The organism is Sagittula marina (genome assembly GCF_014196795.1).
In the GTDB taxonomy this organism is placed as follows: Bacteria; Pseudomonadota; Alphaproteobacteria; order Rhodobacterales; family Rhodobacteraceae; genus Sagittula; species Sagittula marina.
This window is the reverse complement of record NZ_JACIEJ010000003.1, coordinates 400,858-414,451: the sequence shown is the minus strand read 5'-3', so window position 1 is coordinate 414,451 and position 13,594 is coordinate 400,858. Positions and strand designations below refer to the sequence as shown.

Sequence of the window (13,594 nt, the reverse complement as noted above, 5' to 3'; positions counted from 1 at the left end):
TTCCGGGGCCGCCACACGCCATTGGAGATGAGATGTCAACGACGGAAATACACGCCTCCGAACCCGCAACCGCGCAAAGTTACCGCGGACTTGTGACCCGGCGCATCGCGATCCTTGTCGGATTGACCATCGCGCTGGTGCTGTCGGTCGCAGTGGACGTGTCGCTGGGACCTGCACGCTACGGCGTACCGGAGGTGCTGCAGACGATCTTTGCACCGGGATCGGCAGATTTGCAGATGCGCGTCGTGGTTTGGGATATCCGCATGCCCATGGCGATATTGGCGGTGACCGTGGGGGCGAGCCTGTCGCTGGCCGGGGCGCAGATGCAGACCATTCTGGCGAACCCACTGGCCAGCCCCTTCACCTTGGGCCTGTCAGCGGCAGCGAGTTTCGGTGCGGCTCTGGCGATGGTTCTGGGCGTGGCGCTGTTTCCCGGTGCTGTGTCATTGATGGTGCCGATTAACGCCTTTGCCATGGCGATGGCTGCGTCGCTGCTGATCTTCGGCCTCTCGACGCTGCGGGGCGTGACAACGGAAACGATCATCCTGCTGGGTATCGCTCTTGTTTTCTCTTTCAACGCGGCGCTGGCGTTACTGCAGTATTTTGCCTCTGAGCAGGCGCTCTCTGCTGTGGTGTTCTGGACCATGGGGAGCCTGACCAAGGCGACTTGGGGCAAGGTCGCCGTCACCGCCGTTATCCTTGCGGTCTGTACGCCGCTTTTTGCCCGCCGGGCCTGGGCTCTGACGGCAATTCGTCTCGGCGAAGTTCGCGCCTCTGCGATGGGTGTGCCGGTCAAGCGTTTGCGGCTTGAGGTGCTGTTGCTTGTGTCGGTCCTCGCGGCGGTGCCTGTCAGCTTCGTCGGAACAATCGGGTTCATCGGCATTGTCGGCCCGCATCTGGCGCGGCTGCTGCTGGGCGAGGATCAGCGGTTCTTTCTGCCCGGCGCGATGCTGTCGGGGGCGGTTATCCTGTCGGCCACATCCGTGCTGTCGAAGGCAATCCTGCCGGGGGCCGTCCTGCCCATCGGGATCATCACGGCACTCGTGGGTGTGCCCTTTTTCGCCGCACTGATCCTCACGAAAGGACGCAAGTCATGGTAAACCTGACGCTGGAACGGATCGGCGCACGGTATGGTCGGCGCGAAATTTTGTCCGATGCGTCGGCGCGCGTCCAAGGTGGGGTGCTGACGGCCCTTGTCGGGGCCAACGCGGCCGGCAAATCGACCTTGTTTCGTCGGATTGCGGGGCATTTGCGTGGCGCCGGTCATGTGCGACTGGACGGGGCGGGACACAACGATCTGCGCTACATGCCGCAGGACACGGGCATGTCCGCAGCACTCACGGTGTATGAATCGATCATCTTGGCCTTGAAGCAGGGGGGCGGGGGATGGCGATTGTCTTCTGCCGAGCTGAGCAAAGTGGACGAAACCCTCCGCCGTTTCAAGATCACCCATCTGGCTGATCAGCAGCTGCCGGAGCTGTCCGGAGGGCAGCGGCAGGCGGTATCGATCGCGCAGACGCTGGTGAGCCGGCCCAAGGTGGTGCTGATGGACGAGCCGACATCTGCGCTTGATCTCAATCGCCAGTACGAGGTGCTGGAGGCGCTGAGGCTTTATGCCAAGGAAAATGACGCGGTGATGGTTCTGGCCTTGCACGACCTCAACCAGGTGATGCGCTGCTGCGCCCACACCATGGCGCTGGGGGAGTCGCGGATTCAAGCATTTGGTCCCACGCTGGAAGTCTTGACCCCCGACATGATCCGCCGCCTTTACGGTATCGACAGTCGGGTCGAGCGCTGCTCCCGAGGGTGCCCGATGATGATCGTGGATGGCCCGGCGGATCTGGTTTCAATGTAGTGGTTTATCGATAAAAAGGCGGCGCGAGACTGCCGACGATTTATCCCCAGTCTGCGAACGTTAAACCGTGAGCTATTGTCTAGCGGTCAAAGATTGCTGACAGGTCCGGCGCAGCGATCCTCATGACCGAGTTATCGATCCACTGGTTCGCAGACGTATTGCGATGGTGGGTCTGACCAACGCTCCTCGCATGAACACGATGACCTTCTCCTGGCCGTCCCTCAGTCATGACAAGAGTCCTCGGTTTTGATGGTCGTCTGTTTCGGGTGTGGCAAGCGCGCCGGGCGCGATGCCATCACGTAGCTTAATCGCGCGGCGCGCTTCTGCCGGGGTCTTGTTGCCGTGCGACGAATGCAGTCTGACCTTGTCATAATCGTATCGCCAGAGGGCCAGTGTTCGGTGGCCGTCGCCACGTCACACCATGGCTAAAGCGCAGGCACCGACAATGGTCGATATCACATCTTTTACGGAATCGCCCCTGTGGTGGAGAAGTTCTTGATCTCTTCATCGCTGTAGCCAAGCGTCGCCTTCAGGATGCTCTGGGTGTCTTGGCCCAGCAGGCTGGGGGCGGTGGCAGCCGATGGATCTTCGCCATCGAAGCGTATGGGGCCACGCACAAGGCGCATCTTGCCCTCGGTTGGATGATTGACCGTTTCGACCAATCCTCGGGCAAGGGCATGGGGCTGTTCCAGCGCGTCCCCAACGGACAGGATCGGCGCGTTCGGGACATCGAAATCGCTCAGACGTGCAAGCCAGTACTCTGACGTGTCGCGGCTCATCCGCTCGATGATGATCTGGTTCAGGGTATCGCGATTTTCCATACGCTGCTCATAGAGCGAAAATTGCGGATCTTCGATCAGGTGTTCGCGATCCAGACTGCGTGCGAAATTTTGCCAGAAGCGATCGGTCAGGCAGGCCACGATCACATGACCGTCGGACGTCGGGAACGAGCCATAGGGCACGATGCTGGGATGCTGGGTTCCAACCGGTCGAGGGCTTTGGCCGGTGACGAAATAAATCTGTGACAGGTCGCCCTGCATGGAGATGAGGCTGTCCAGCATGGCGACCTCCACTTGCCGTCTCTTGCCGGTGGCATTGCGCTCATGCAGCGCGGCCAGAAGCCCGAAAACCGAAAAGAGGCTTCCGGCCATGTCGCCCAAGGGAATGCCCAGCTTGTTCGGCGCCTGACCCTAGCGCGACAATGTCCGGATCGAAACTGAACTCGGGCCTTTGGGTAGGGACTTGAGTTGGGGCAGGTGTCTCGATCAGAGTGGTTTCCCCGGAGATGTGAAGGGGCTCTTGGGTTTCGATGATCTCGGAGGGGGCGCTGTCGAGGATTTCCCGCGCAAGGGCGCGTGCTTGTTCCAGGTTCGGATCTTCCCGACCTTCAGATGCGGACCATGCGCGCGCCGTCGCCCAATCGAGACGCCGGTTTTCCTCGGATCCATCCGGCTGATCATGCGTTGACGCTCGATGCGGTCAAGCTCGCTGCGGACAACAGAGGTCAGCCAGGCCTTGGCCTGAGCGGGGGTCAGCTTTCCATCGGTAATCGCATCCAGCATCCGGTCGCACTCGTAGTTCAATCTGCGTGCGATGATACACGCGATAGACCGGCCCGTGGTGCGCAGAGACAGCTGCCAATGGCGGGTTTTTGTGGAAAACTCAGGCACACGCCGACGCCAGTTCTAGGTAGAGCCGCGCTGCAGGAAGTAAGCGAGTGGTCGCCAAGATGCGGCCACCAAAAATGGAGACAAGCGACCGGTACTTGATGAAATTGTTCTACAGTGCTGTGTGACACTTACTTGCCATATTCAGCCTACGCCTTGATCATCAAGGACTTAGTGGGTGAATTGGCTCCGGCGGTAGGGATCGAACCTACGACCAATTGATTAACAGTCAACTGCTCTACCGCTGAGCTACGCCGGAATATGTGGGGTGTATAGCTATCTGGATTCCGGGCCACAAGAGGGTTTTCCAGATTTTTTGAGAATTTTTTCAACCTGCCGAATTGTGCTGAAATTGCGCGTTGGCATTTAAGTCGGAAACCGGTGCCACGACGGATCTTACGGTTAAATCAATGAGATGCGCCAAAACGTTGCGTGTCGCGGCCGGAAGCAGGGACTTTGGAGTATCGACATAAATGCGCGCTGCCAGTTGCGCTGCCGTGGCTGGGCCGTCGTCCAGAGCCCGAACGATGGAAAACTCGCGTCCCTGTCGGTGGGCGATCAAATCAGACAGGCGTCGGGCAGGCATGCCAACAGGTGCACCGTGGCCGGGGTGAAAGATTGACCACGAACGATTTTGCAAGCGCCGCAAGGAGGCCATGAAAGTCGTCAGATCGCCATCTGGTGGAGAGACCAGCGACGTGGCCCATCCCATGACCAGATCGCCGCTGAAGAGCACGTCGTCCCAGGCAAAGCTGAGGTGGTTTGCCATGTGACCCGGCGTGTGCAAGGCCTCCAGCTGCCAGCCGTCCCCCTTGACCACATCGCCATCCGATAAAATGACGTCGGGGGAAAACGCCAGATCGACACCTTCGCCGCCGCCAACCGTACCACTGCGCGCCAGAGCCTGCATCACCTCACTGCGTCCTGCGTGCGCGCCGCCGAATCCTGAAACAGGCACACCGACACGATCCGACAAAGCAGCTGCCAATGGCGAATGGTCAAGATGCGCGTGTGTCACCAGAATTTGTGTTATCCGTCCCCCCTTGGGCACTGCAGCCAAGATCGCTTCCATATGAGACTCATCCATGGGGCCGGGATCGATCACCGCCACCTCGCGCGTGCCAAGCAGGTAGGTATTGGTCCCACGGAACGTCATGGGCGACGCGTTGGGGGCCAATACTCTCAGCAGACCGGGTGCGAGCGGTTCGGCTTTCCCAGGAAGCGGCTGGAACTCCGGTTGCGGGTCTTGCATGGTGGTGTCTCCGTTCAGCATCGCAACAAGGATAAAGATGTCTTTCGAATGGCTCAAACGCTATATGCCGCGCAGCCTATATGGTCGGGCGGCGCTCATTCTCGTGCTGCCGGTGATCACACTGCAACTTGTGGTCTCCATTGTCTTTGTGCAGCGGCATTTCGAGGATGTGACCGAACAGCTCTCTCGCGAGGCTGCAAGGGCCGTCAATCTGGCCATCGACATGGCCCGAAACGACCAATCGGCTTTTCAACTTGGGCTACAGCCCATACCGGTTGATGCCGCGCCATCGCAAGATCAGCGGCGGTGGTATGATCTGACGGGAATCGTCGTGATGCGGGTACTCCACCAGCGGGTCACCGGCCTTGAGGCGATCGAAATACCCGACGACAGCCAGGTCATCCTCTATATCACTTCGAGCGGCCAGACATGGCGAGTCGCTCTCGCCCGTGGGCGTGCGTCTCCGACAAACGCGCATCAGCTCTTTGTGAACATGGTCTTTTTTGGCGTCTTGATGACCGTGATCGCCTTCCTATACCTGCGCAACCAATTGCGTCCGATCACGCGACTGGCGGATGCAGCCGAGGCTTTTGGCCGTGGACGTGTCGTGCGGTATGCGCCCTCTGGCGCAACTGAGGTGCGCGCTGCCGGAAATGCCTTTCTGGATATGCGCAACCGGATCGAGCGTCACATCGAACAGCGGACGATGATGCTTTCAGGTGTCAGTCATGACTTGCGGACCCCAATCACGCGGCTGCGGCTTGGTCTGTCGTTGCTCGACCATGAGGACCGCGAACCGCTGGAACAGGACGTGGAGGATATGCAGCGCCTGATTGATACATTCCTCGATTTTGCACGTGGGGATGCAGAGACGGCTGAAAATGAGCCGACCGATATTTTTGACCTGATCCATTCGATCATCCAAGACGGGCAGCGGGCCGGGCAAGCGGTGACGATTGGCCTTCTGACGGGGGAGGGGCTGGTGCCCGTGCGTCCAAGAGCCCTGCGCCGCGCGATCGAGAACCTCGTCGGCAACGCTACGCGATACGGTACGAAGTGCAAGGTTTCCGCGACACTCACCGACAAATCTCTGAGGATTCGGGTCGAAGATGACGGTCCGGGCATTGCACCCGAAGACCGCGATTCGGCGTTGAAACCGTTTGTTCGTCTGGATCCCGCACGCAACCAGGATCGCGGATCCGGTGTCGGGCTTGGGCTTGCCATTGCCGCCGACATCGCCCGTGCACATGGGGGTGTGTTGCGGTTGGGGGAAAGTGATGAGCTTGGTGGTTTGCGGGCGGATATCGTGATTGCTCTATAAGTGTAGGCGATGCCCGGCTACACCTATGCCAAGGCCATGACATGCGCCGGTCCGATGGGGCGAATGCCAGTGGGATTCAGCGCTTTGATCGAATAGTAGCCCCGCGTGATGTGGTTCATGTTGACGGTCTCACGGACACCAGGCAAGGCGAGTATACGCGCCAAATAGGCTTGAAGTCGTGGGTAGTCCGCGATCTGACGGCGGTTGGTCTTAAAGATACCGTGATAGGCGGCGTCAAAGCGGATCAGGGTCACAAAGAGCCGGATGTCGGATTCTGTGACGCGGTCGCCAAACAGATAGTCTTCGGTCAGTCGGTCTTCCAACATGTCGAGTGTTGCGAACACGCCCTCCACCGCTTCATCATAGGCAGTTTGGGACGAGGCAAAGCCCGACTTGTAAACCCCATTGTTCAGATTGTCGTAAATTACAGGGTTCAGCGCGTCGATCTGCTCGGCCAGATCCTGCGGGTAAAGACGCAGGTCAGACGCGACCAGCCCCTCGAACGCAGTATCGAACATGCGCAGAAGGTCAGCGCTTTCGTTGTTTACCATGACGTTGCGCTTCATATCCCAAAGCACCGGCACCGTGGCGCGTCCGGTGAACAACGGATCGGCCCTCGTGTATAGCTGATGCAGGTAAGAACTGCCAAACAGCGGGTCCTCGTCCGCTCCATCATAGCCGCCAAATTGCCAGCCTTGATCGGTGAGGGTCGGGTTCACAACAGTCACCGGAACGATATCATTTAACCCCTTCAGCGCACGCGTCATCAGAACACGCGAAGCCCACGGGCAGATCAGCGCCACATACAATCGGTATCTCCCGGCCTCGGCAGGAAAGCCGCCGTCGCCGGTGGGGCCGGGCGCACCATCTGGCGTGACCCAATTGCGAAAGCTCGACACCTGCCGCACGAAACGGCCTTGGTCATCGGCCTTCTGCACAGGCTGCCAATCTTCTTGCCATTTACCATCTACAAGTATCTCAACTCTCCTTATGCGTGGAACACAAAAGACCGCATCGAAACTGATCCCAAGTCGATGTCATCCGTCATGAACGTCAGTTGATCGCGTGCATCTGATGCGCCGGCCACGGTCAGCGCAGGCATGTAGTGGTCCAAAGACGGGTGGGCCATTGTCAGCAGCGAGCCCAGAGCCTTTCTATCGGCCAAGCCGTCGAAATCCCGGTCTTCCAGCCGGTCTGCAAAGAGCCGGTCGAATTCCAGCGCGAAGTCCTGCGGCGCGACGTCCTTGCCCCAGCGCATTGCGCGAAGGTTGTGCACAACATTTCCCGACCCCAGGATCAGAACACCTTTGTCGCGCAAAGCAGACAGTGTGCGCCCGATGTCCAACTGGTGATCCAGATCGCGTCCCATGTCGATGCTGACCTGGAACACCGGCACGTTGGCGTCTGGGTACAGAAACTTCAGAACGGACCAGGCGCCATGATCCAGCCCCCAGGTGTCGTCCTCTTCTGCGTGGTGGCTGGCAAGCAATGTTGTGACCTCACGGGCAAGTTCCGGCGCGCCATGTGCTTCGTACGTCTGGGCAAAAAGAGCCTCCGGAAATCCGTAGAAGTCGTGGATCGTCCGCGGCATCTCTGACACGTCCACCAGTGTTGTTCCGCGTGTCATCCAATGGGCGGACACCACCAGAATTGCGCGAGGCTTTGGCAGGCTGCGTCCCAGGTCCGACCAGGCGCGACCGTAACGCGTGTTCTCGATGGCATTCATCGGGCTGCCGTGGCCGAGAAAGACCAGCGGCATTCGATCCGACGGGGAGAGACTGGCCTTCAGATCGTCCAGCGTGCGTGTCACGGGCATTGGGTGTCCTTTCTCGGGCCCAGAAGGGGGCCCTGACGTTGTTGGCAGCGTCTATCGACCGCCTGACCAAGGCATATGTAGTCGCCCGGCATACTCCATGATATGAAGAATTCAGAGAATGACTTTCCATATTTTGTTCGGAATGGCCTTTGATGGATATTGTAGATGAATTGCGTGCCTTCGTGGCGACGGCGCAGACCGGGTCTTTTACCGGTGCAGCAGATCAGTTGGGGGTCTCCAATCGGCTGACGTCTAAATACGTGGCCGAATTGGAGCGGCGCTTGAGCGTCCGCCTGTTTCAGCGCACCACACGTAAAGTGGGGCTGACCCCTGCGGGCGAAGATCTGCTGGCCCGCGCGCCTGCGGTGCTCGAAGATCTGGACGATCTTCTTGCAACAGTGACAGAGGAGGGGCGCGCTTTGACTGGGACATTGCGCGTGTCTGCCCCTGTGACCTTCGGCGAGGTATGGGTGACTGGCATGCTGGGCCGTTTTGGCGCAGCGCATCGGGGAATAAGCCTCGATCTGCGTCTCAAAGACGACTTTGTGGACCTTGCCGCCGAAGGGATCGACCTCGCGTTCCGCATTGGCCATTCTGAAATGCTGTCTCTCAAGACCCGCAAACTGGGGGAGATGCGGTCGGTTCTGGTCGCCAGCCCAGACTATCTGATGACAAACGGTGCGCCTCTGTCGCCTAAGGCTCTCGCAGACCACAGCTGTATTCTCGACATGAACCGGCACGCGCCGCGCCGCTGGTCCTTTGACAAAGCAGGTGAGACGCTGACGGTCGATGTGAACGGTCGTTTCCGTGTAAATTCAGCCCGAGCCGCCACGGACCTTGCGGCGGCGGGGCAGGGCGTGGCCCTTATCCCACACTTTTCGTTGCGGGATCGGCTGGACCGCGGTGAGCTCATCGAGCTGCTGACCGATTGGACAGGACCGGCGAGCCCGCTCAGCGCCGTCTATCTCGAAGGCCGTGTTCTGCCACGCAAAACCCGGGCCTTGATCGATTTCGCGCAGGCCGATCTTGGGAAGGCCGATATCCTCTGAGCGGCAACCTGGCTCACACCGATCAGCGCTTATGGACAGGACGGGACACGGGCGATACATGTGCCCGAAACCTAACGCATGAGGGGCGCGCCATGGCCAGCCTGAACGACATCCGTTCGACTTTTCTGAACTACTTCGAGAAGCAGGGGCACCAGATCGTGCCGTCCAGCCCGCTGGTCCCGCGAAACGATCCCACGCTGATGTTCGTCAACTCCGGCATGGTGCAGTTCAAAAACTGTTTCACCGGGGTTGAAAAGCGTGACTACAACCGTGCCACGTCCTCGCAGAAATGCGTGCGCGCCGGTGGCAAACACAACGACCTCGACAACGTTGGCTACACCGCACGCCACCACACGTTCTTTGAGATGCTCGGCAACTTCTCCTTCGGCGATTATTTCAAAACCGAAGCGATCCCGTATGCTTGGGAGGTGGTGACAAAGGAATTCGGCATCGACCCGACACGGCTGCTGACAACGGTCTATCATACCGACGACGAAGCCTTCGAAATCTGGAAGAAAGTCGGCGTGCCAGAAGACCGGATCATCCGGATCGAAACGTCGGACAACTTTTGGCAGATGGGCCCGACCGGTCCATGCGGCCCGTGCACGGAAATTTTCTACGACCACGGCGACCACATCTGGGGTGGCCCTCCTGGATCGGCTGAAGAAGACGGCGATCGCTTCATCGAGATCTGGAACGTCGTTTTCATGCAGAACGAGCAGTTCGAAGACGGTTCCATGAAGGCGCTGGACATGCAGTCCATCGACACCGGAATGGGTCTGGAACGTATTGGGGCACTGCTGCAAGGCAAGCACGACAATTACGACACTGATCTGATGCGGGCGCTGATTGAGGCCTCAGCCCATGCGACCTCTGCCGATCCGGACGGTCCGGGCAAAATGCATCACCGCGTCATTGCGGACCACCTGCGCTCTACTTCTTTTCTGATTGCCGATGGTGTGATGCCGTCCAATGATGGCCGTGGCTACGTCCTGCGCCGCATCATGCGCCGCGCCATGCGCCACGCCCACCTGCTCGGCGCGCAAGATCCGCTGATGTACAAGCTGGTGCCGGCACTGGTGCGCCAGATGGGCGAGGCATACCCAGAACTGCAACGCGGTCAGTCGATGATCGAGGAAACGCTGCTTAATGAAGAGACGCGCTTCAAGCAGACCCTGGACCGCGGGCTGAAGCTTTTGGACGACGAGCTGGCTGATCTGGGCGAGGGCGCGCAGCTGCCGGGCGAAACGGCCTTCAAACTCTATGACACCTTTGGTTTTCCGCTCGACCTCACGCAGGATGCTTTGCGTGAAAAGGGGCGCGCAGTGGACACTGATGGCTTTGATACAGCCATGGCGGAGCAAAAGGCACGCGCGCGCGCAGCCTGGTCCGGTTCCGGCGAGGCGGCCGACGGGGCGGTTTGGTTCGACATCGCAGAGACCCACGGCGCGACCGATTTCCTCGGGTACGACACCGAGCGGGCCGAGGGTCAGATTTTGGCACTGGTCAAGGACGGCGCTGCGATCACCGCCCTAGACGCCGGTGACGACGGCTGGGTCGTTCTGAACCAGACGCCTTTTTATGGCGAAAGCGGCGGCCAGGTGGGCGATACCGGCATACTGCGCCGTTTGGAAAATGAACGTGACAGCGCCCAGGTGACAGATACACAAAAAATGGGCGGCGGCAGGGTCTTCGCGCATCATGTAAAGGTGGAAAAGGGCACCCTGAAGGTCGGTGATGCAATGGCCTTGGAGGTTGATCACGCGCGTCGGTCCGCCATCCGAGCAAATCACTCGGCCACGCACCTGTTGCACGAGGCTCTGCGCGAGGCGCTTGGCGATCACGTGGCGCAGCGGGGCTCGCTGAATGCGCCGGAGCGCTTGCGCTTTGACTTCAGCCATAACAAAGGTCTGAGCCACGAAGAGATGGTGGGTATCAGCGCTGACGTGAATGCGTACATTCGTCAGAACAGCCCGGTGACGACACGTATCATGACGCCTGACGATGCCCGTGGACTGGGCGCGCAGGCGCTGTTCGGCGAAAAATACGGCGACGAAGTCCGAGTGGTGTCCATGGGGTCCAAATCAGGCTCCGGCAAGGGGGCTGATGGTACCACTTATTCGCTGGAGCTTTGCGGCGGCACGCATGTCCGCCAAACCGGCGACATTGGGGCTTTTGTCCTGCTGGGTGACACCGCGTCGGCGTCCGGCGTGCGCCGGATCGAGGCGCTCACCGGCCAGGTGGCGCTGGATTATCTCGAAGCGCAGGACCGGTTGCTGACGCAGGTCGCCGGTGATCTGAAGTCCCAGCCTGCGGATGTTCCTGCCCGCGTCAAAGCGCTTTTGGACGACCGCAAGAAGCTGGAAAACGAGGTCGCCAATCTGCGACGTGAGCTGGCGATGTCTGGTGGCAGCGGTACCGCGACGGAGGTCGAAGAGATCAATGGTGTCAAATTCCACGCACAGGTGCTGACCGGCGTTACGGGCAAGGATTTGCCGCCGCTGATCGACGAGCATAAGGCGCGCCTTGGCTCCGGTGCCGTGTTGCTGATCGCGGAGGCCGGTGGAAAGGCTGCGGTGGCCGCAGGCGTCACAGATGATCTGAAAGCCACGCTGTCTGCCGTTGATCTGGTGAAGGCAGCCGTTCCTGAACTGGGCGGCAAGGGCGGTGGTGGCCGACCTGACATGGCACAAGGCGGGGGCGCAAGCGTAGACAACGTTGAGGCAGCCATTGCTGCAGCACGCGCTGTAATCGCCGGATGACGCAGCGTTTTTCCCAGGCCGACACAAGTCCGTGACTTGACCCCGGACCGAAAATAGACGCAAAAAGGGGCCTCGGTATAACAACCGGGGCCTTTGCCTTTGGAGAGCTTCATGTCCGCACTTTGGATCGCCCACGTCACCGTCACCGACGAAGCGTCGTACAGCAAGTACGCGGCCTTGGCGGGGCCTGCCATCGCGGCACACGGTGGGCAGTTCATCGCCCGTGGCGGACGATATGTGCAGCTTGAAGGCAAAGACCGTCCGCGCAATGTTGTGGCGCGGTTTGCTTCCGTCGACGAGGCTGTTGCCTGCTATCACTCCGATGCATACCAAGAAGCTCTCAGTCATGCGCGAGATGCGTCGGAGCGGGAGTTGATGGTGGTCGAAATCTCCGACTGAGTATTTTGGCCAGCTTGGCTGGCCTAAGTTGCGTATCGTATTTCGAATTGGTAGCTGGCTGCCAATAGCTGTTCTTTTCCAAATAGTTGAGTTGTGTGTTGAACATAATCATCCGCGCTCGTTCGGGCCCGGCTCGGCGGTGCTTTGCCGTCGGCGGAATACAGCCTTGGTGCGGTTTCTGCTGCTTGGATGATTCGAGAAAATTTCCGGTAATTGCAGGGTTATCCACAGTATCGCTTTCGCTTTGTGGAATGGTTTCCGTTATCGAAAATGCAAAACACCTCATAAATGGCTGGAACCGTGGCAAAAATATGGCACTTGGGTCACAGAATGCCGATTTTCTTGGGGAATCCGGGGAGGTAGGCGCTTTTTGGCCCTCAAGTAAGGAATTCCTGTCGCGTCGCCTGAGAATGTTTGGCTAAGGTGCTCGCACCTACAACTTTTCTTGGGAGAAAGATCATGAAAAAAGTTATCGCAGGCGCAGCAATTCTCGCAGCTCTCGCAGCCCCGGCATTTGCCTGGGAAGGTCAAGTCGTGGCGTGCTACGATAAAGTCTGGGTTCCAGCCAAGTACCACACCTCCAAGACCCTGATCATGGCGGCGCACACCGAGTGGGAGCACAATGCAAACGGCCAGATGGTCAAAATGCATTACCCGGCCGTGTACAAAGAGAACAAGTCCATGGCGGCTCCGGGTCACTACGTTGCAGTGAAAGCACCCTGCAGCTAATCCTCTCTTGAGGTAGGCATTAGAAGGGCGCGGGGGCTGCCAACCCGCGCCCTTCATCTGTTTTGACGGGCTGTATATTGCGTCCTGGGGCTGTGGATGGACTGGCGTCCGCTACATGCTGTGTGTGTTGCAGCCCGGTGTCCCCGGTGGAGAAATCTTTCCCGCAACCGGCGCAAATCTTGTCAAACCCCAGAAAATACACAAGACTTCCGGTCAGGACTGATGACTGGGATTGATATGCGCATCGTTGGGTGGACTCTGTTGGCCATGAGCCTCGCGGGCCAGGCTGTTGCCCGGGATGAAGGTCCTGGTCCGATGTGCTATCGCAAGGTCAACGTCGAGGCGGTTTACGAGACCTCCCGCCGTTTGGTGCGCAAGGCGCGTCTGGTGCACAACGAGGCCGAGACCGGCCAGATCACCATGACCCACTTCCCGGCAATCTATATCGAGGAAAAGGCGCTGGTCGCGCCCGCCTACGTGCTTTTGCAGCAAGTGACGTGCACCCGTCGCATCCTGCGCCGAGCGGAGAGCCTGCCAGACGGCCAGTGTGACCCATTGAAGGGCTGCACCGAACTTGAGCCACTTACGCCTGTGGATCCAGAATAAACTCAATCACAGTGCGCATTCACTAAACCACCGGCAAGTGCCTTAGGGGCGGCTTGCGCACGGCTGCGAACGCATAACGGCACCCGGAAGGGTGCCGTTGCTATATCTTCGCTCACATCGTGTGACGCCCGCCGAATG

At 59.4% G+C, this 13,594-nt stretch carries 11 protein-coding genes, 1 tRNA gene and 2 pseudogenes; 8 read left to right on the top strand and 6 right to left on the bottom strand.

Annotated elements, in window-relative coordinates; all coding sequences use genetic code 11:
- Positions 1-32: 32 nt before the first annotated feature.
- Positions 33-1,100, top strand: a complete 1,068-nt coding sequence (locus GGQ68_RS08145; protein ID WP_183964811.1) for a FecCD family ABC transporter permease — start codon at positions 33-35, stop codon at positions 1,098-1,100.
- Positions 1,094-1,855 (top strand): ABC transporter ATP-binding protein, encoded by a 762-nt coding sequence (locus GGQ68_RS08140; protein ID WP_183964809.1) that lies wholly within the window; start codon positions 1,094-1,096, stop codon positions 1,853-1,855. Before GGQ68_RS08145 ends, GGQ68_RS08140 begins: the two co-directional genes overlap by 7 nt.
- Before the next feature lie 225 nt (positions 1,856-2,080).
- On the opposite strand, the pseudogene GGQ68_RS24265 reads toward GGQ68_RS08140, so the two are convergent.
- The 4 genes and pseudogenes from GGQ68_RS24265 to GGQ68_RS08125 form a co-directional block, all read right to left on the bottom strand.
- Positions 2,081-2,263 (bottom strand): annotated as a pseudogene (locus GGQ68_RS24265) (IS3 family transposase); the annotation flags it as partial.
- Positions 2,264-2,319: 56 nt separating this feature from the next.
- Positions 2,320-3,030, bottom strand: a pseudogene (locus tag GGQ68_RS08135) (CaiB/BaiF CoA transferase family protein); the annotation flags it as partial.
- Between the two features lie 676 nt (positions 3,031-3,706).
- A tRNA-Asn gene (locus GGQ68_RS08130) sits at positions 3,707-3,781 on the bottom strand.
- 69 nt (positions 3,782-3,850) lie between these two features.
- Positions 3,851-4,774, bottom strand: coding sequence for an MBL fold metallo-hydrolase (locus GGQ68_RS08125; RefSeq protein ID WP_183964805.1), 924 nt, complete (start codon positions 4,772-4,774; stop codon positions 3,851-3,853).
- Between the two features lie 37 nt (positions 4,775-4,811).
- Between GGQ68_RS08125 and GGQ68_RS08120 the strand changes: the two genes are divergently transcribed.
- Positions 4,812-6,095, top strand: a complete 1,284-nt coding sequence (locus GGQ68_RS08120) for an ATP-binding protein (protein WP_183964803.1) — start codon at positions 4,812-4,814, stop codon at positions 6,093-6,095.
- A gap of 23 nt (positions 6,096-6,118) precedes the next feature.
- On the opposite strand, the gene GGQ68_RS08115 is transcribed toward GGQ68_RS08120, so the two are convergent.
- Both GGQ68_RS08115 and ygiD read right to left on the bottom strand, forming a co-directional pair.
- Positions 6,119-7,072, bottom strand: a complete 954-nt coding sequence (locus GGQ68_RS08115; protein ID WP_183964980.1) for a glutathione S-transferase C-terminal domain-containing protein — start codon at positions 7,070-7,072, stop codon at positions 6,119-6,121.
- Between the two features lie 11 nt (positions 7,073-7,083).
- Positions 7,084-7,911: a 4,5-DOPA-extradiol-dioxygenase gene (gene ygiD / locus GGQ68_RS08110; protein ID WP_183964801.1), complete on the bottom strand. Its 828-nt coding sequence runs from the start codon at positions 7,909-7,911 to the stop codon at positions 7,084-7,086.
- 152 nt (positions 7,912-8,063) lie between these two features.
- Here ygiD and GGQ68_RS08105 point away from each other — a divergent pair, with 152 nt between their 5' ends.
- The 5 genes from GGQ68_RS08105 (at position 8,064) to GGQ68_RS08085 (ending at position 13,456) form a co-directional block, all read left to right on the top strand.
- Positions 8,064-8,960 (top strand): LysR family transcriptional regulator, encoded by an 897-nt coding sequence (locus GGQ68_RS08105; RefSeq protein ID WP_183964799.1) that lies wholly within the window; start codon positions 8,064-8,066, stop codon positions 8,958-8,960.
- Between the two features lie 92 nt (positions 8,961-9,052).
- Positions 9,053-11,722, top strand: a complete 2,670-nt coding sequence (alaS, locus tag GGQ68_RS08100) for an alanine--tRNA ligase (protein ID WP_183964797.1) — start codon at positions 9,053-9,055, stop codon at positions 11,720-11,722.
- Between the two features lie 111 nt (positions 11,723-11,833).
- A complete protein-coding gene (locus GGQ68_RS08095; protein WP_183964795.1) occupies positions 11,834-12,121 on the top strand; it encodes a DUF1330 domain-containing protein in 288 nt (95 codons plus the stop codon).
- A 459-nt stretch (positions 12,122-12,580) separates the two neighbouring features.
- On the top strand, positions 12,581-12,850 hold the full coding sequence (locus tag GGQ68_RS08090) for a hypothetical protein (protein ID WP_183964793.1): 270 nt from the start codon (positions 12,581-12,583) through the stop codon (positions 12,848-12,850).
- A gap of 222 nt (positions 12,851-13,072) precedes the next feature.
- Positions 13,073-13,456 (top strand): hypothetical protein, encoded by a 384-nt coding sequence (locus tag GGQ68_RS08085; RefSeq protein ID WP_183964791.1) that lies wholly within the window; start codon positions 13,073-13,075, stop codon positions 13,454-13,456.
- Positions 13,457-13,594 lie beyond the last annotated feature (138 nt).